This window comes from Halobacteriovoraceae bacterium (assembly GCA_020635115.1).
In the GTDB taxonomy this organism is placed as follows: Bacteria; Bdellovibrionota; Bacteriovoracia; order Bacteriovoracales; family Bacteriovoracaceae; genus JACKAK01.
The window spans coordinates 188005-203866 of the sequence record JACKAK010000009.1 but is presented as its reverse complement, the minus strand read 5'-3'; the positions used below and the strand labels follow the sequence as shown (position 1 = coordinate 203866).

Sequence of the window (15862 nt, the reverse complement as noted above, 5' to 3'; positions counted from 1 at the left end):
AGATCAAGTGATTGCAGGAAGTGAGGTTTTATCAAATAAACTAGGTGAATTTGGGGCAGAAGGTGAAAGGTTCTTAAAAAGAGACGCTCATATGAAGCGCTTAACTGAAATCTATAACCACTATCAAGAAAATGGTGAATTAAGCGAAGATCAGCTTCGTTTTTTATATGAAATCGATGAGGAAATTCAAGGCTTTGGTTATTATAAAGATGAGCGTATTGAGAAAATATTAGCTAATAGAAATCCAAAAAAAGACCTTAGTTTACTACTTGATGTTTCAGAAGACAGGATCAGTCTCACTCAGAAAGAATTCATGCGTGGAGGAGTTGTTTATCATTATGAAGATCTAGATATAAATGGTGTTCCCATTGAAATCATCCAAGATCTAAGGTTTGTGAAAGGATATCTTTACGCCTCAGAACTTACCTCTGCACAAGGATTAGAAAATCTTTCTTCTATTGGAGGATACGCAGCCTTTAATTCCCTCACTTCTGCACAAGGACTAGAAAATCTTTCTTCTATTGGAAAAAGTGCAAATTTTAACTCCCTCACTTCTGCACAAGGATTAGAAAATCTTTCTTCTATTGGAGGGTACGCAAATTTCGAATCCCTCACCTCTGCAAAAGGTCTAGAAAATCTTTCTTCTATTGGAGGATACGCAGCCTTTGATTCCCTCACTTCTGCACAAGGATTAGAAAGTCTTTCTTCTATTGGAGGATTCGCAGAGTTTAAATCCCTCACTTCTGCAAAAGGATTAGAAAATCTTTCTTCTATTAAAGGGAATGCATCTTTTAAATCCCTCACCTCTGCACGGGGATTAGAAAATCTTTCTTCCATTAGAGGATACGCAAATTTTAGATCCCTCACTTCTGCAAAAGGATTGGAAAATCTTTCTTCCATTAGAGGATACGCAAATTTTAGATCCCTCACTTCTGCAAAAGGATTGGAAAATCTTTCTTCTATTAGAGATGACGCATATTTTAGATCCCTCACTTCTGCAAAAGGATTGGAAAATCTTTCTTCTATTGGAGGAGACGCAAATTTTGACTCCCTCACTTCTGCAAAAGGATTGGAAAATCTTTCTTCTATTGGAGAAGAAGCAATTTTTAAATCTCTCACATCAGCACAAGGATTAGAAAGTCTTTCTTCTATTGGAGGAGACGCAAATTTTGACTCCCTCACTTCTGCACGGGGATTAGAAAATCTTTCTTCCATTAGAGGATACGCAAATTTTGAATCCCTCATCTCTGCACAAGGTTTAGAAAATCATTCTTCTATTAATGGAAAAGCAAATTTTAAATCCCTAACCTCTACAAAGGGGCCTGAGAATCTTTTAATCAATGAAAATTGGTATAAAAAATTGTATTTACTTATTCGCATTAAGATTAAATCATTTATTTCGCGTTAAAAAAAAGTCCAAAACAAAAATACATAGATTAAATGTTTATGAAGTCATTAAAATCACTATTAACTTCAACTTTTTTGTTAGAGAGGCATCAAATTGTTAGTTTTTTATATACAACAAGGTAAAAAATACACGATTCCTTTTAAAAAAGCATATTTTGGAGCAATATAAGAGGCACATATTCCATGGAGCTCTCATATGAAAGAACTTATTTCAATTTTTTTCTTCTTTCTTATCATTTTAAAATCATATGCCTTCATTCCACCAAATGGAATCGATGGAAAATTTTCAAAACCAATGGATGAAGTTATAAATCTTTCAAACGAGATTGTCGAAAATGATTCTAATGAGTTCACAAATATCTGCTACAGATCATCTATTACTGATGGAATATTAAAGCAGTCTCACGAAATCGATTGCCTACACTTTCCAAATTATAAATTATTACAAATAGACAACATTACTATCAATGATTTGAACGCACTCGAAAATACTGACGTTCTTAGGATGTTAGGAAATCTAAAGGAAATCAATACTAATGAAATCGATAGAAATCAAAATAATGTCAATTTTTCACTTACTCCTAAATTGATGTCCCCACTTCTCTATAACTCAAAATTAAAATCAATCAAACTCGAATTTCAAAACATTGTTGAAATTAAAAGTGAAGCTTTTGGATATTTTAAAAACCTTGAACACCTAAGTCTAAAGGGCAATCAATTAAAAGAATTAAATTTTTCAATGTTTAAAGGTATGGTAAATCTTAAAACATTAGATCTTAGTAAAAATAGAATCACCAATATTCAAAAAGGCGCTTTTGATGCTTTAAAATCTCTTGAAGAACTCAATATCAGTTCCAATCAACTTGGTTTTATCGATCCAAATATATTTGCTTTTTTACCGAATTTAAAAACATTAAGAGTTGATGACAGAGTATTTCTTACAATCTTAGCACACAACCCCAAATTTTTTAAAAGAATAGACTACCTTCAAATTAAATCTGACATTCAACTTCTTATCGCAAAATATATGTTCAAAGATTTAAATAATCTCAAAGGTCTTGAATTAAGTAGTGTAAATTTAGATAAACTTCCAAACAATATTTTTAGAGATCTTCAATCCCTTGAAATTCTAGATTTGAAAAATAATAATATTGAAAACATTTCTTCAGGTATATTTAATGGATTAAGAAATTTAAAAATTTTAAATCTTAGTCAAAATAAAATATACACACTCAAAGATAATATTTTTGATAACCTCAAAAATCTTGAATCAATTGACCTATCAAATAATCAACTCGACGAAATTGATAATGACCTCTTTGGGGAAGGCCTCGTAAATCTTAAGCATCTCGATTTTAGTAGAAATCGTATCTCCGATGTTGAATCAAAATCGTTTATTAACTTAAAAAATTTAAAAACGATTTCATTGGAAAGTAATGAAATTCCAAGTATAGACAAGGGAATGTTTGCAGGTCTCCATAATCTAGTTACTTTAAATCTTAGCTTTAATGAAATTTCAGATATTGATTCAATTGCTCTTGATGACCTCAATAATTTACTCTATTTGAATCTCTCAAATAATTATTTGAAAGACTTCAATTTTAACACAATTGATTTTTTTAACCCATTCTCACTGGATTCAAATTCGACAAAACTTTACTATGAAGATAAAATCGTAAAAAAAGAAATCATCATAAGCTCACAAAAAGAAGCACCGTCACTCTTTTTTAGATTTTTATAATTTAAATAAACCTGGGCGAAACTCATCTTTTTTGGCATGATGTTCATTATGAAAAACATTTTGATAATCTTTTTTTTTATTGCTCTATTTTCATGTAAAAACGAACAAAACAAAGCTGAAAAAGATATTCTTCGAGATCTCCCCAAATTAAACACAACAATTCGTACGACTCTTAAAATAGTTGAAAATGGTGAGATCGATCAATCTTGCCTCTATTTGACCCAATATGATGAAATGCATAATTTTTGTGTCATGTATCTAGACTCTGACAACAGCTTGGCATCTGTAATTTCAAATTCTGAAATAAGTGAATTTCAACTTTTAGAAACTGGATCCAATCACGATATTTCACCTATCAATATTGTCTATCCTTTAGGCGATAGAATTGAAACGACGAGTCTAGAAAAAAATAAAGAATTTATCTTAAGCAAAACAACTGAAATTTCAAAAATTATTATGAGTTTTAAAATTATCAAGATTATCTATGATTCTTCAGTGCAAATCGAGTACCAAATTAAAGAATATCAAATCTTTTAATTCACATTTTGATTAATACGGTACTGACAATTTTTAACATTCTGTGATAAACATATCTCTAAAAATTATGTAGCGCAAAAAGAGGAATCTATGTCTATGGAAGTTAAAGAACTCAAAAAGCAATTTATTGATAAGTACGAATGGACTGAAGTCGATAAGAATGAGTTCAAAACCCTTACATTGAATGAACAATTAAAACGAATTCGCCATTCTGCCTCACATGTTTTGGCACAGGCCGTAGAACAAATTCAAGGAAACATTCAACTCGCTACAGGGCCGGCCACAAAGGATGGCTTTTTTTATGATATCAAAGTACTTGAAAGTATCGATGAAAATGCATTGAGTGTTGTTCAAAAAGAGATGCAAAAAATCTGTAAACAAAACCAAAAATTTGAATGGGCCAAGGCACCAAAAAAAGATGTTATTGAGTTCTATACAAAAACAAACCAAAAATACAAACTTGAAGTCATTGAAAAAATTGAAGATGAAACATTAACCATTTTTAAAAACGGTGAATTTCTAGATATGTGTGCAGGGCCTCATGTTCCACATACTGGTCTTTGTAAAAACTTTAAACTCACTACTGCAACGTCCGCTCATTGGAGAGATGAACAAAATCCTTCCTTAACGAGGATCGCAGGTACTGCCTGGACATCTCCAGAAGAGTTGCAAAGTTATCTCAATCTCCTCAAAGAAATGAAGAAAAGAGACCACAGAACTCTCGGTAGACAAATGGGACTGTTTTTCTTCCACGACTGGGCCTCCTCTGCTCTTTGGGAACCCAAGGGAGTTCAATTCAGAAAAACACTTGAAAAATTTTGGCAAGAATATTTGGATGAAAATGGCTATCAAGAAATTTTAAACCCACAACTCTATCGAAAAGATCTTTTCCAAACTTCAGGCCATTGGGATCATTTTCAAGAAAATATGTTCATATTTCGTGATGACAAAGGTGAAGCGGAATTTATTCTTAAACCCATGAATTGCCCTGACACAATGCTCTATTTTCGAAGTAGAGTTAGATCTTATAAAGATCTTCCTATGCGTATAGCGGAAGGACAAATACTCCATCGCAATGAGTCCCACGGATCCCTTCATGGAATTATGAGAACTCGTTGTTTTTGCCAAGATGATGCCCATATCTTTCTTAATCACAACCAAATTCAAACTGAAATTCTCACTCTCTTACAAAATATAAAGGCAACCTATGATCTTTTAGGTCTAGAATTTAGAGTGAATCTTTCTACCAGGCCTGCTAATTATATGGGTGAAATAGAGGCCTGGAATAAAGCAGAAGCTGGACTGGAAGAGGCCCTTAAGTTTGCAGGTACGCCCTATCGTATAGACCCTGGAGAAGGGGCCTTCTATGGGCCAAAGCTTGATATAACCATCTTAGACTCCCTAGGTAGACAGTGGCAATGTGGCACTATACAACTCGATTTTCAATTACCTGAAAGGTTTGAGCTTAAATATACCGAAAAAGATGGATCTGAAAACCGCCCCATAGTCATACATAGAGCAATTTTTGGATCGTTTGAAAGGTTTATGGGAATACTTATTGAACATTTTGGTGGGGCCTTCCCTACTTGGCTAGCACCTGTTCAGGTCGCCGTTTTACCGTTAGGAGAATCCCAATTGGAATATTCTTGCCAGTTAGTTGAAGATTTGAAAAAAGAAGGACTTAGAGCAGTTCTACTGGCCGAAGAATCTTTGAATTATAGAATTAGACAATCTCAAGGGAATGATAAAATTCCAAACCTCTTTATTATTGGGGATAAAGAGGTTCAAAATAAACAAATCACGCTTAGAAAGATAAAAGACGAGAGTCAAAAAACAATATCAAAAGAAGAGGCGATTGAATTACTTTCAAAAAGTAACCGTCTTCGCTCTCTTGATGTCATCGTAGATAATCCAGCTCAATTCTTAAAAGAAATGGGAGACGTAACAACAGAGAATTCAACTTACTAAGAAGAAAGTTAAAATTTGTAAGTTTTTAACGCGTGCTGCCTGAGTATTTTTTTGCTAGTTTGCTTAGATGTTTTTTCTGAGAGCTCTTCTATTTTATTTGTTTATTTCTTCAACTCAGGCAATTGAGATAACTTCAACACTCAATAGATGTGAAAGTATAATGAACGCAGTAGTCCCAAAATTTGTAATGGACAAAGTGCTAAAAAATACTTTTTTGCTTTCGGTTAATGAGATTGAAGATAGTCTCTTTCTAAGTATATTTTTTTGGGATGTTATTGAAGCAAAATCAAAAAATGGCCAAGCGATTGAACAGTCAGACATCCTTAGAGAATTCAAAAGACTATCATTTTTATTTCCTAGGGAGCATAGGGGACTGGATTTCAAAAATCGAGTTGAAAATATTTCAAATATTTTCTTCACAAAAATTCTTAATAGCACTCACTTTCGAAAATATTTAAGTAGTGAAAAACAATACAATTTACTCGTACTTATTCAATCTAAAAAAATTAGATTAACACATTTTATTCGAAGCTTATTAACAGGATATGAATATGTTTAAGGGAACCTGGATATTTTCATAGTAAAAATCTTCAGAATGTGGAGGAAAAACTTCTTAAAAAATATAAACTTTTTGAATATAGAAGTGAAATCGCCTTACTCATACGTAAATCTTTTAAATATAGACATTTTTTCACTTCAAAAAAAATAACTGAAATTAGAAATTGGGACATTGCCGTTGGAAAAATACCAACCATTCCTGATGGTGTCTACAGAGAGAGAATAGATTTAACACCTGGATTCAAAGTTAATGTAGGACAATTTGGAATATTAACAATCATTAAAAGTTTGGGTTATGGATTCGAACATAGTGTATTCTTAACTACTGACAAAGACGGAAAAGAACACGTATTAAAAATTGCTCACTATCCCGAAGATGATAGTATAAAAAAAACTGAGTACAAATCTCTTTTAAATACACATGTCCCGACAGTAAAAATTGAAGTCGCTGCAAAAGGATTTTATATCGTCGAAAGAGTAAATTATACTGCAGCTCAAATATTGAAAAACTATATCAAAACAAATGAAGGAAAAGATAATGTTTTTGAAATTATACATTTTTACAAAAAATATCTTGATCAAAATCAGATTATCAAAGATTTAACATTTGATAATATAGGAGAAGATTTAAATGGGCAGTGGAAAATCATCGATTGGTTTGGAGTCATCGATGAAACTCGAATTAAATATAACCAAACTCTTAAAAAACTACAAAAATTAGAACTGTCCATGAAACTAAGTAACAGTTTTGAACTCTTAGAATATGAGCTGATTCATGAAGAACATTTAGCTGGAGAAGATATACAGAGACGATTCACAGACTTAAAACAAATTTTTAAAGAAGAACTTGATCTGACAGATGTAAAAAACTCTGATGAATTTCTCCACTCTGGCCTAAGATCCATTGTGTCTAAATCATCAACAGACTCAACACTCTAATGAAGTTAGACTTAATAACTTAAGTGAAAAGTTACAGGCCCATCATTTGAAATTTGGACATCCATCACTTCTCCAAAAACACCTGTTTGAACGGGAACTTTTTGACTCATTTTCTGACAAAAAATACCAAATAACACTTTGGCCTCTTGCGGAGACATAGAAAGATCAAAACTTGGGCGATTGCCTCTGCGCCCATCCCAAGACAAAGTGAATTGACTTATGGCCAAGATTTTTCCGTTGATTTGTTCTACATTTAAGTTCATCTTACCATCTGAGTCATCAAAGATTCTTAATTTAAGAAGTTTCTCAACACATGTTTCAACTTTCTCAATATTGTCGCCCTGCTCAAAACAAACAAGAAGTACAAGCCCCTTGTCAATTTGACCTGTAATTCTCTCATCGACTAAGACTTTTGAATGCTTTGAGCGTTGGACAACAACTTTCATAATTACTCAGCAGTATCTTCAGTATCTTCCTGAGTTTTAGCACTCGCTGCGGTAAGTTTGATTAGACCTTCACCCAAAAGAACTTTTACTTTCTCTTCCCCATTTAACCATTTTCTAGCAGCATTTTTCACCCCATAGCGGCCAGTGCGCTTTTTATAAATAGTGAATTCTTTTGTTGATTTAATTAATTCCATGACTTCTCCTTACAAATATCGACTTTGGTAGTTTCGGGATGCTACAATCCATAGTGATGGAAAGTCAAAAAGATAAAAGATTGTTTATTGGAATCCCCGTCAGTATTGATGCTTTAAAACAGATTAAGTCTTACGTAGTCCCTTTCAAGCAAAGATATACAAATGACAGGTTGGTGCCTTCTTATCAATGGCATTTCACAATTGCTTTTTTGGGCGAGGTGGATGCTGAAAAAGAGGCCAAGATCATTCAGGCCTTAAGAGAACGCCCCTTAGGCAAAGAGTTCAAATGTGAAATTGATTCTTGGGGTGCATTTCCATCGACAGAAAGTGCACGTGTAGTCTGGTTAGGATCGAAGATAAAGAATGATAAATTTCACGCATTGGGTGAAATCATACGTACCTGTTTAGATGAAGTTGAAATTGAATATGATAGAAAGGATCTTGTATTTCATATGACCCTTGCGCGGATGAAAATACCAAGAAATTTAGATCCCTTTATCCGCAAGCAAAAGCATATTAAAAACATTCAATTAAAAGTTGATTGTATCCATCTCTATCAAAGTTACCAAAACAAAACGGCCTATGAAATAATAGATACAATATTTTTAAATGATTAAAACCAAATATTATCTCGAACAAATTTTAAATGGCCATATTCATCAGGGTAAGCAGTTATGAGTCGATTTAAATCTCTAATTGTTAACTCCATTAAAGTTTTGTCCTTAAAACTAAATTTTTCAGACCAATATCTGTTGAATTTTGTTGAAAATGCTTCTTGAGATTTTGCGGAATCTAAGTCAGTACTTTTCAAAGGTGAATTAGCATTCATGATATAATCAGTTGTCAAAAAAGCTGAAATATAACCAGGAAAGTTTCGATTAATTTGTTCAAAAACAACTCCTAACTCTCTTTGAAGTTCAATAGCATTCTTTGATAATTGTGATTTTGGATTAGAGATTGATTGGTCATTTGAAAGCCTCTCTAACAAAAAAGTTGAAGTTATTGAAAATTCATTGGTACCCACTTAGAGTTCAAAAATCCGCATACTTGGAGGATTTTAAGCTTAAAATACTGCATATTCCTATAACCATAAGCTCTTTTCTTTATTGTTTTGATGACGTTGTTTATTCCTTCTGAAAGTGATGAGGTAACAGGGTATTTGAAGTAGTTTCTGAATGTATCCCATCCATCATCAAACGTTTTCCACCATTTTTTTAGTTCATAGAAGATCCCTGCTTGATTTATCCATTCCCCCATCTCTTCAAACTTTGCTCTTGCTTCCGGAGCTGAAGCAGATTCAAATATCTGGTGCATACCTTCTTTAATGAGTTCTAGGTAAACAAAATATTCATTATCTCTCATGACTTCCCGAATATGCCGGTTCTCAGCTTTTGTTCTTCGATCAGATTTTTTAGTGAATAACTGTTTAAATTTGCCACGAGTCAGTCTCTTTTGTTCTCCTTTGCACATGTGCTCATTTAACCACTGTCTCTCACTATTAATATAGTTTTGAAACGTCTGCATGATATGAAAACGATCCCATACAAAAATAGCGTTGGGACAGTTCTCTTTCACGCTAAGTTTATATCCATCAAACTGATCTGCCGCTACAACTTCAATCTCTTCACAGCGCTCTTTTCCCATGACATGAAAAAACTCATTAAGTGCTTCTTTAGAGCGGCTTTCAGACACCCAAATAACCCTCCTAGTGTCCAAGTCACAGATTATCGTGAAAAAGCGTTTATCCCTGGACTCTTTGGCATGATACTTTTTCTTTCTGGCATAGACTTCGTCTACACAAATCCTCCTGACCTTTGGGATCTTGTAGTGTTGAAACATCCGCTTCATTCTTTTAAAATCAAACCGCCACATACTCATAGGATCATTGCCAGTGAACTCAGCGGCCCGAGAGACTGGAGTAATCTCACAAAGACGTCCTAACCACCAAGCATATTCCTCGGTTACGTGCGGAGTCTCCTCAGAGATCCAGTCAATTTTAGAAGTTCTAATTTTTTTACAATTACCGCATCGATGCTTAGTTCTTTTAAAGATGTAGTATCCCTTAAAACCATGAATATCCATTGTGCGAACTTTGACTTTATGCTCGCTAACTTTGGCTGCATCAAGCTCATGACAACACCTGGAACACTGTTTAACTTCACGTCCATCTTTGATAAATATCTCAATAAAGCCTTTATCTAACCACTCTTTAGTGTCTGTCACGTCAAAACCAGGGATGCAGTAACGGTGAATACGTCGTAAACTCATAGTTCAATCCTTTGAAAAATTAAGTATAAAGAGAGGATAACAATGAAGTTTAAATCGTATAAGAGAAAAGAAGGCCCATGTAGAATAGGGTCTATTGAGATGCCCAAATTAAGATTGAAACATTCAGATTTTTTTGAAGAAATAAGGGATCAAATTCCTGATAAAGATTATAAGGAATGGGAAGAAGATGCATTATTCTTTTTGTTTTTAAAACCTGAGATGGACCTGGACAACTTAAGACCTGAAAATATTGACGAGTATGCTGAGTCAATTATTGGTTTCCCTAAAATCAACTTTTTTGATTAAGATCCCATTTGAAAAATAAAAGTCCCTTGATAAGTAGAAACGATATAAACCATCTAAATCTATAAAATTATGAACTTCAAGAATATCTAGGCCTTCATAGATATCTTGGTTAAATTTCAACATGAATGTTTTAAATTTTACAATTTGTAACAAGGTATCTACATTTTTGCCGAAAATTTTTTGAAGAATTGTATAATCCACATCGCGTATTAATTCTTGAAATTCTGGGTCTAAAAAATCCTCAGAGTAATCTTTTATTTCACCTATAGAACTTGCTACTTTTTTATAGAGTTCGAAATCTATACTTCTACCCATTGAATCTTTGGTTCCTGAATATATTATTTCACATAAATAGGAAGTAAGATCAGTGCTTGAAAAGACTGGAGCATTTATTAAGGAAAAAAGTAGTAAAAAGACACTAACTTTCATGAGGCTTCCTTCCAAATTATATAAAAACCTACTTTCTTTATACTACGAAATAATTTCTATAACTTAAAAATGAAGTCATCTTGTATTTTTTACTTTATTTTGTTTATCTTTTAAACAATTTCTAAGATGCGAATTTGTAGTAATAATTTCAAGTAATTATGTTTCTTATTCTGCTCTAAAAACTAAGGTGCACAATACAACTAATAAAAGTTAAAACCTCTTAAAATTCGACGAATTCAAGGACTAGATCTGCTTAAAGTCAGAACAATGTAGTCTGTTCGTAAGTTGTTTGCAAATTTTCTTTATCTATATAGACACAAATTTTTATGTATTTTATAAAAAATCAATTTGCTGGAGGTAAAAGTGAAGATTTTGATTCCAATTTTTATTATTTTTGTTGCGCCAATCTTTGCTTTTACTGAGAGTGATTTCATTTACAGGTGTCATGCCCAAGTTTTAGCACATGAAACAAATGGTCTACAACAAATTCTCGAAAGTGCAATTCTTGAGTATAATATCGAAATAGGCAGTATCAATTATAATAATGATGATGATACAGCGACATTTTCAATTTCTGCCGAAAGTTATAATTTGGATGATGCAAGAAATACTGCCACAAATCTTTTTCCTTCTGTTTTTGGAATGGGATTTGAATCAGAAGAAAGTGGATGCTCCCAAAGAAAAAAATGAGTGATGAAAATACTTGTCAATAAGATAAAGTATTATCTAAATCTAATATAGAAATTTTCTGTTTTATACAAATTTTATGTAATCAAAATTGCTAATAAACCTTAAAAATGGTATCGAAACTTCACTTAATTGAGACGGAGTTTAAAAATGTATTTTCGGTTTATTTTAATAATTATGATGTTTATATCTTTATTAAATCTCTGGGCCAATGATGAACACATTAAAACAAAGTCAGAATTACAAATATCCCTAAGAGATACAATAACAACAAGTCTTAAAAATTCTGGTTACAAGGCTTCCGAAGAAGATATTTTACACATTGAAGGCATTCTTTCTCCTGAAAATCTAATCAAATTGGCCAGGGAAATTGTCCCTGTTGTGCAAGAGATTACTGAGCATACTCTTATTTCTATTCCTAATTTTCATCTAATTAACAATTCTATAGAAAATTCTTTTTTCAACGAAAAAGCAAAAGAGGCCCTTGATATTGCAATTACAAAAATGAACAATATAAAACTATCGAAAATTCAAAAAAATAATTTCACTAATTTTTTCAGAGATACTTTTAGACACAGAAATATTTTTATTAGCTTCCAAGATAAAAATCAAATAACTATTAATGTAGAAAATTTAATTTATAAATTGAAAGATTCTGTTAAAAGTATAGAATTTCCTTTTAGAACTCTTGAAATCTACCTGGAAAATATCATCATTCAAGAATTAGTTCGTTTCTCAATTGATTATGAAAACAATTCTACTTTTATTCAGTTTTCATCTAAATGGGATTCAGGTCAACGTGAAAACGCTACTAAAATTATCGAAGGAATTATTATGATTTATACAGGTATGGTCGCTGAGAAATTTAATTTACCCGTTTTAATACATCAAGATTTAGGTGTTCGCGATTTCATGTATAGCGCAAAGTCCCCTTTAGATAGAATTTTACAAATGGATGACCCTCTATCTACTTTTCAGGAAGCTTATCGCTTCGTTAAATTTCAATTTAGTGAAGGAGGAAAAGAAAGACTTATAAAAATTCTCAATGAAATTCCAGGTGACTCCATGATATTCATTGATCCAAGTATATATCCAAATAATAGAGACACTCAATCACCAAGGGCGTATTCACCAATAAATATATTTTTATTCAATCAATTGAAAAATAATTCATTTTATAAAAGTATGCTGGTAGATGCCACTCTGTCATACAAGAATAGAGTTATTGATGAGTTAGAAATCAAATCAAAAAAATCATTGGTTAAAAATTATCTCAATTCTGTTACAGCTCATTTTGTTAGAATAGATAACAATTCAAATATTCAAATTAATGTCTATGAAATATCTCAGAAAACTGAAGAGGTTTCAAAATTAATTCAATTAGCTTCCCTTAATGAATTAGATTCTTTAAATACGGAAAAACGTAATACTCATGCCTATATTGATGGTCAATTCTTTCAAATTTATCATTTTAATGATTTGAAAATATTATACATAAATATTGGCAATTCATTTTTGGAAATTATAGGACAAAATCTAAATACGAATAGATTTCTTGAAATCCTCAAAATAACTAAACTCTTAAAAAAAGAATCTGAAGAAGTACAACGTAATAATTGTGCTCATTTATTCCATTAAATTTTTAGATAATTTACAAATATACATAGGCCCATGTTGTGTCTTATCAGGAAATATTTGAACTCCATACTTAGATCTCTCTCCGATAGGCAATCTAAGCTCTAAGACTTTACAAAATTCTCCTCTTTTTTTAAGAAATCGTTCAATGACACCATCATTTTCTAGTGGTGAAATTGAACAAGTACTATAAATAATTTCTCCGCCAGGTTTTAAAGCAATAAAAGCACTTGAAAGCAGAGCATATTGGAGCTTAGATAACCTCTTAGTTCTTCCCTGAGACCACTCATCTAAATGTTTTTTTGAATTTAAGACATGCTCCTCAGAAGAACAAGGAGCATCTAAAAGAATTCTATCATATACATTCTGTTCATATAAACACCACTTTGTAGCATCATGATTGTAAAAGCGTATTCGAGAAAGAATTTCATCTGGTAAATATGATTTAAATGTTCTTTGAAGGCGGTAATATCTTTCTTTAGAAAGATCATTGAGAACAAGCTCCCCATTTCCTGATAAGTTCGATGCCAATAGTAATGACTTGCCACCAGGTGAAGCACACATGTCCAAGACCTTCATCCCATCCACTACACCAAGCGAATTTGCTGAAAAAACCGATGCTCCATCTAAAAAATAGAATTCACCGGGTATATCCGATTGAGACTCATTGATATTTTCATAAAATATATTGTTCTGATTATAGAAATCCCCCTGAATTATTCCATTTTTAAATGGATTCTTCCAGGCACATAGAGACCTAGTCTCGGACAAAGATTTTTTTAGTTCAGGCCAACGCTTTTCATAGATCTCAGAATAAAATTTATTGAATTCATCCGATCCCTTATTCTTTTTACTCATAAGCATTGATAAATGCCACTTCATGCTATAGTCAAGAGCTATGGAAAATAAGAATATAAAAATTAACATATCTAGACACTTCAATGTTGAAAGTGAAATAAATCTAATAGATTTTCTGGCCAGTAAAACTCCCCTATCTAAGGCCCTACTTAAAAAAATTGCTATCAATGGGGGTGTTTGGCTTAAGAAGAAAGGAACAAGACCTAAAACAAGAGTCAGGAGATCTAAAACTATTCTTAAAATAGGTGATCTTGTAGAGATCTATTATAAGGGTGAACTCGTTTTTCCTAATAATGTTGAAATAAAACTAATAAAACAAACAAGAGATTGGGGTATTTGGTATAAACCTTCTGGTGTACTCACTCAAGGCACAAAATATGGAGATGAAGGTAGTCTTCTAAGAGAAGTTGAAAAGACTAAAAAGGAAGCTTACCTCATACATAGGCTCGATAGAGAGACTGCCGGTCCAGTTGTCATTGCGTATAACAAAAAACAGGCCAGATACTTGAGTGAACTTTTTAGAAACAATCTTGTTCAAAAAAAATATAAGGCCGAAGTATTCGGACTCATAAAAGAAGATCAAGGTTCAATTGATCTGCCAATTGAAGGTAAAAATTCTCACACAAATTTTAAAGTCATTCAAAGAAATGAAAATACTACTGTGCTAGAAATCGAACTCATTACTGGTAGAAAACATCAAATTCGCAGACATTTTGAAGCTATTGGCCATCCTGTTATGGGAGATCCCATCTACGGAAAAGGAAATAAAAACAAAGATGGCCTAAAGTTAGAATGTATCAACTTGCAATTCAAAACAATTCAAGGACAAAATATTAGTAGTAGTTAGTCTTTTTTAGGCATCTAAAGACTAAATTTCCGGCCATCCCTCCACACATATTTTTTTCGTTCATCAATGAAATGCTCCACTCAACTTCCAAATACTCTAAACCAAGTTCATAACACTTTTCATGTCCTTCATGTCGAAGCTCTTTCATTATTTTATCAGTGGCCTGCCCAGAATTTAATTTACAAGTGGAAACACTAAAATAGATATAATAATCTTCTGCTCTAGCCTGGGTAAGAACTGAGATTAATAAAAAAATTAGTAATATTAAATTTCTCAAATCATCCTCCTTGAAAATAACTATTCTAAGAGACTAAGTAGATAAATAGTGGAGAACTTGTCGTAATTGTCACATCCCCAGTCCCAATATTACTTAGCCCGAGAGAACTTAAAGGGTGCATTTCAGTGTTGTCTAGTTCATATTTGCATGCACCACTAAGAGTCACAGTCGACTTTTCAATACAAAAACAAGAAAAGACCCCTTGAATATTTAGAGTCCAAGTTCCAGGTGAAAATGCCTGGATGTTGACCATTCGATCATCATCAAGAAATGCACAAACAACCTTTGGCATTTTTTTTAAATGAAAATGAACTTCTCCTAGGTTAAAAAGTTCGTGATCTTTTCTCCCCCCTAAAAAACCGTGTAAATGAATTATTTTGATTTCTTCAGAAACAAGACTTAGAGCATGATAAAGATCATTTCGGTCTTTATCTGGATTTAACTGGTGGTCAATTTCACCACTATAGGAATCTCCATCTCCAACAACAGGTGATTTATCTCCTATTGGTCTATGGTTCGCTCCTCCATCTACAAAGAGCAAACTTTCGTTTTGATCAAACTTATAGAGGTTCTTAAACAATGGGCCAATGATATGTATCTGTGCCATAAAAATAAAAAAAGTCACTAGAAATCCCTCTCTAGTGACTTTTGTTTTTTGATTTTAGCTAATTCCTTGCCGTTGTTCCCCAGGGTCTTCCGTTACCCTAAGTTTATTACATGATTTTTGACGTAAAAAGTCTATAAAGTAATTCTTACAAATTCTTG

The 15862-nt window shown here is 32.6% G+C and carries 19 protein-coding genes; 11 read left to right on the top strand and 8 right to left on the bottom strand.

Going from position 1 to position 15862, the window contains the following annotated elements:
- From H6622_15225 to H6622_15200, 6 genes are all read left to right on the top strand, one after another.
- Nucleotides 1-1408 (top strand): hypothetical protein (locus H6622_15225; protein MCB9062872.1); only part of this gene is annotated, 1408 nt, incomplete at its 5' end.
- Nucleotides 1409-1603: 195 nt separating this feature from the next.
- Complete coding sequence (locus tag H6622_15220; protein ID MCB9062871.1) at nt 1604-3148, top strand: leucine-rich repeat protein; 1545 nt, start codon at nt 1604-1606, stop codon at nt 3146-3148.
- A 48-nt stretch (nt 3149-3196) separates the two neighbouring features.
- Nucleotides 3197-3685, top strand: a complete 489-nt coding sequence (locus tag H6622_15215; protein ID MCB9062870.1) for a hypothetical protein — start codon at nt 3197-3199, stop codon at nt 3683-3685.
- A gap of 90 nt (nt 3686-3775) precedes the next feature.
- On the top strand, nt 3776-5653 hold the full coding sequence (gene thrS / locus H6622_15210; GenBank protein ID MCB9062869.1) for a threonine--tRNA ligase: 1878 nt from the start codon (nt 3776-3778) through the stop codon (nt 5651-5653).
- 67 nt (nt 5654-5720) lie between these two features.
- On the top strand, nt 5721-6212 hold the full coding sequence (locus tag H6622_15205; GenBank protein ID MCB9062868.1) for a hypothetical protein: 492 nt from the start codon (nt 5721-5723) through the stop codon (nt 6210-6212).
- Nucleotides 6213-6250: 38 nt separating this feature from the next.
- Nucleotides 6251-7150, top strand: a complete 900-nt coding sequence (locus H6622_15200; GenBank protein MCB9062867.1) for a hypothetical protein — start codon at nt 6251-6253, stop codon at nt 7148-7150.
- Between the two features lie 11 nt (nt 7151-7161).
- Here H6622_15200 and H6622_15195 read toward each other — a convergent pair whose 3' ends face one another.
- Both H6622_15195 and H6622_15190 read right to left on the bottom strand, forming a co-directional pair.
- A complete protein-coding gene (locus H6622_15195; protein ID MCB9062866.1) occupies nt 7162-7596 on the bottom strand; it encodes a D-tyrosyl-tRNA(Tyr) deacylase in 435 nt (144 codons plus the stop codon).
- Between the two features lie 2 nt (nt 7597-7598).
- Nucleotides 7599-7790, bottom strand: a complete 192-nt coding sequence (locus H6622_15190; GenBank protein MCB9062865.1) for a hypothetical protein — start codon at nt 7788-7790, stop codon at nt 7599-7601.
- A gap of 56 nt (nt 7791-7846) precedes the next feature.
- Here H6622_15190 and thpR point away from each other — a divergent pair, with 56 nt between their 5' ends.
- Nucleotides 7847-8407 (top strand): RNA 2',3'-cyclic phosphodiesterase, encoded by a 561-nt coding sequence (gene thpR, locus H6622_15185; GenBank protein ID MCB9062864.1) that lies wholly within the window; start codon nt 7847-7849, stop codon nt 8405-8407.
- On the opposite strand, the gene H6622_15180 is transcribed toward thpR, so the two are convergent.
- Both H6622_15180 and H6622_15175 read right to left on the bottom strand, forming a co-directional pair.
- Nucleotides 8404-8814, bottom strand: a complete 411-nt coding sequence (locus tag H6622_15180; protein ID MCB9062863.1) for a hypothetical protein — start codon at nt 8812-8814, stop codon at nt 8404-8406. The two genes, thpR and H6622_15180, sit on opposite strands and share 4 nt — an antisense overlap.
- Nucleotides 8790-10058: an ISL3 family transposase gene (locus H6622_15175; GenBank protein MCB9062862.1), complete on the bottom strand. Its 1269-nt coding sequence runs from the start codon at nt 10056-10058 to the stop codon at nt 8790-8792. Before H6622_15175 ends, H6622_15180 begins: the two co-directional genes overlap by 25 nt.
- Before the next feature lie 42 nt (nt 10059-10100).
- Here H6622_15175 and H6622_15170 point away from each other — a divergent pair, with 42 nt between their 5' ends.
- Nucleotides 10101-10364, top strand: coding sequence for a hypothetical protein (locus tag H6622_15170; protein MCB9062861.1), 264 nt, complete (start codon nt 10101-10103; stop codon nt 10362-10364).
- Here H6622_15170 and H6622_15165 read toward each other — a convergent pair.
- Entirely contained in the window at nt 10326-10793 is a 468-nt protein-coding gene (locus tag H6622_15165) for a hypothetical protein (GenBank protein ID MCB9062860.1), read from the bottom strand. The two genes, H6622_15170 and H6622_15165, sit on opposite strands and share 39 nt — an antisense overlap.
- Before the next feature lie 363 nt (nt 10794-11156).
- On the opposite strand from H6622_15165, the gene H6622_15160 reads away from it, so the two are divergent.
- Nucleotides 11157-11483 (top strand): hypothetical protein, encoded by a 327-nt coding sequence (locus tag H6622_15160; protein ID MCB9062859.1) that lies wholly within the window; start codon nt 11157-11159, stop codon nt 11481-11483.
- Between the two features lie 174 nt (nt 11484-11657).
- Nucleotides 11658-13118, top strand: a complete 1461-nt coding sequence (locus tag H6622_15155) for a hypothetical protein (protein ID MCB9062858.1) — start codon at nt 11658-11660, stop codon at nt 13116-13118.
- Here the strand turns inward: H6622_15155 and H6622_15150 are convergent.
- On the bottom strand, nt 13107-13973 hold the full coding sequence (locus H6622_15150) for an RsmB/NOP family class I SAM-dependent RNA methyltransferase (protein ID MCB9062857.1): 867 nt from the start codon (nt 13971-13973) through the stop codon (nt 13107-13109). The genes H6622_15155 and H6622_15150 overlap by 12 nt on opposite strands.
- Nucleotides 13974-14013: 40 nt before the next feature.
- Between H6622_15150 and H6622_15145 the strand changes: the two genes are divergently transcribed.
- Nucleotides 14014-14820, top strand: coding sequence for an RluA family pseudouridine synthase (locus tag H6622_15145; protein MCB9062856.1), 807 nt, complete (start codon nt 14014-14016; stop codon nt 14818-14820).
- Here the strand turns inward: H6622_15145 and H6622_15140 are convergent.
- The gene (locus tag H6622_15140) at nt 14807-15097 is read right to left on the bottom strand and encodes a hypothetical protein (protein MCB9062855.1); all 291 of its coding nucleotides are present in this window, start codon (nt 15095-15097) and stop codon (nt 14807-14809) included. The two genes, H6622_15145 and H6622_15140, sit on opposite strands and share 14 nt — an antisense overlap.
- Nucleotides 15098-15122: 25 nt before the next feature.
- Complete coding sequence (locus H6622_15135) at nt 15123-15722, bottom strand: hypothetical protein (protein MCB9062854.1); 600 nt, start codon at nt 15720-15722, stop codon at nt 15123-15125.
- Nucleotides 15723-15862 lie beyond the last annotated feature (140 nt).

What these genes read in the sequence shown, in the direction of transcription:
- H6622_15220 (MCB9062871.1), top strand. Translation starts at nt 1,604, where the DNA reads ATGAAAGAACTTATTTCAATTTTTTTCTTCTTTCTTATCATTTTAAAA.
- thpR (MCB9062864.1), top strand. Translation starts at nt 7,847, where the DNA reads ATGGAAAGTCAAAAAGATAAAAGATTGTTTATTGGAATCCCCGTCAGT.
- H6622_15175 (MCB9062862.1), bottom strand. Translation starts at nt 10,058, where the DNA reads ATGAGTTTACGACGTATTCACCGTTACTGCATCCCTGGTTTTGACGTG.
- thrS (MCB9062869.1), top strand. Translation starts at nt 3,776, where the DNA reads ATGTCTATGGAAGTTAAAGAACTCAAAAAGCAATTTATTGATAAGTAC.
- H6622_15150 (MCB9062857.1), bottom strand. Translation starts at nt 13,973, where the DNA reads ATGAGTAAAAAGAATAAGGGATCGGATGAATTCAATAAATTTTATTCT.
- H6622_15165 (MCB9062860.1), bottom strand. Translation starts at nt 10,793, where the DNA reads ATGAAAGTTAGTGTCTTTTTACTACTTTTTTCCTTAATAAATGCTCCA.
- H6622_15195 (MCB9062866.1), bottom strand. Translation starts at nt 7,596, where the DNA reads ATGAAAGTTGTTGTCCAACGCTCAAAGCATTCAAAAGTCTTAGTCGAT.
- H6622_15215 (MCB9062870.1), top strand. Translation starts at nt 3,197, where the DNA reads ATGAAAAACATTTTGATAATCTTTTTTTTTATTGCTCTATTTTCATGT.
- H6622_15205 (MCB9062868.1), top strand. Translation starts at nt 5,721, where the DNA reads ATGTTTTTTCTGAGAGCTCTTCTATTTTATTTGTTTATTTCTTCAACT.
- H6622_15190 (MCB9062865.1), bottom strand. Translation starts at nt 7,790, where the DNA reads ATGGAATTAATTAAATCAACAAAAGAATTCACTATTTATAAAAAGCGC.
- H6622_15145 (MCB9062856.1), top strand. Translation starts at nt 14,014, where the DNA reads ATGGAAAATAAGAATATAAAAATTAACATATCTAGACACTTCAATGTT.
- H6622_15155 (MCB9062858.1), top strand. Translation starts at nt 11,658, where the DNA reads ATGATGTTTATATCTTTATTAAATCTCTGGGCCAATGATGAACACATT.
- H6622_15170 (MCB9062861.1), top strand. Translation starts at nt 10,101, where the DNA reads ATGAAGTTTAAATCGTATAAGAGAAAAGAAGGCCCATGTAGAATAGGG.